The 1,389-nt window shown below is 64.6% G+C and carries 1 pseudogene; it reads right to left on the bottom strand.

The annotated features are described in order from the left end of the window. Positions 1-56: 56 nt before the first annotated feature. Positions 57-1,306: pseudogene (locus ABD883_RS11975) on the bottom strand (IS256 family transposase). Positions 1,307-1,389 lie beyond the last annotated feature (83 nt).

Below are 1,389 nucleotides of genomic sequence, written 5' to 3'. Positions count from 1 at the left end.
GGAGGTGTCAAGTTTTCTGTGTAAGGGACCGGTCGATCAGCCTCTCTGCCGGGTGGTCAGAGGGGGAGTCTGTTGGGGAACTGGACGGCGAAAGCGTTCAACGCTTGGTGCCATCCCTGGGTGCCGGTGCCGAGCTGGCCGCCGCGGCGGGTTTCGATGTTCCGGATGCCCAGGTAGACCAGCTTGATCGCCGCCTCGTCCGAGGGGAACGAGCCGCGGGTCTTGGTGATCTTCCGTAGCTGGTAGTTGATCGATTCGATCTGGTTCGTCGTATAGATGACCTTGCGGATTCCGGCGTGAACGCGAGGAACGGGATGAACTCCTCCCACGCGTTCCGCCACGCCAGCACGGCCCCTGGTGCCTTGGTCTGCCACGTCTCTGCGAAGGGCTCGGCGGCCTCCACGGTCGCTGCGGTGTAGATCGGGCGCATGTCCTTGGCCATCGTCTTGCGGTCGGTGTAGGAGGCGTATTTCATTGCCGAGCGCAGCAGGTGGACCACGCAGGTCTGGACCACGGTTTCGGGGTAGATGCTGTTCACCGCGGTCGGCAGCCCGGTCAGCCCGTCGCAGCACAGGATCAGGATGTCCTTGGTACCGCGGTTGCGGATCTCGGTCAGCACGTTGGCCCAGAACTTCGCGCCCTCGGTGACCCCCAGCCACAGGCCAAGGACCTGTTTGCGGCCCTCGAGATCCACGCCCACAGCCACGTGGCAGGCCTTGTTTGTCACGACGCCGCCGTCGCGGATCTTCAGCCAGATCGCGTCGATATAGACGATCGGATAGACCGTCTCCAGTGGGCGGGATTGCCACTGGGCGACCTCGTCGGCGACGACGTCTGTGACCCGGGAGATCGTGGCGGCGGAGACCTTGGAGCCGTAGATCTCCTCAAGGTGAGAGCCGATGTCGCGGGTGGTCATCCCGCGGGCATACAGCGAGAGGATCATGTCCTCGACCCTCCCCAGCCGGCGGGTCCGCTTCGGCACAATCACGGGCTCGAACGAGCCATTGCGGTCCCTGGGGACGGTGATCTGGACCGGCCCTTGGAGGGTCTGGACGGACTTGGTGGTCTTACCGTTGCGGGAGTTGCCCGTGCCGACGCCGGCGGGGTCGCCGGGCTCGTAGCCCAGGTGGTCACTGATCTCGGTCTCCAGGGCCCTCTCCAGCACGGCCTGGGTCATCCGGGAGAGGAGTTCCTCGACCCCGTGGCGGCCCTCGCCGAGGTCCTCAGCAGCGTTGACGAGGGCGTCGATCTGATCGGCGTTCAGCACGCCGGCAAGGGGGTTCTGGGCATCAGCAGTATCGGTCATGTCATCGGTCCTTTTCAGAGGCGGGACACCAGGTCACACCTCGGTTCGAGACCGGACCCTTACACAACTAATGAAACACCCTC

It is taken from the genome of Brevibacterium pityocampae (assembly GCF_039541555.1).
Taxonomy (GTDB): Bacteria; Actinomycetota; Actinomycetes; order Actinomycetales; family Brevibacteriaceae; genus Brevibacterium; species Brevibacterium pityocampae.
Note: the sequence above shows the minus strand (reverse complement) of the source record. Positions and strands in the feature narration are given on the sequence as shown.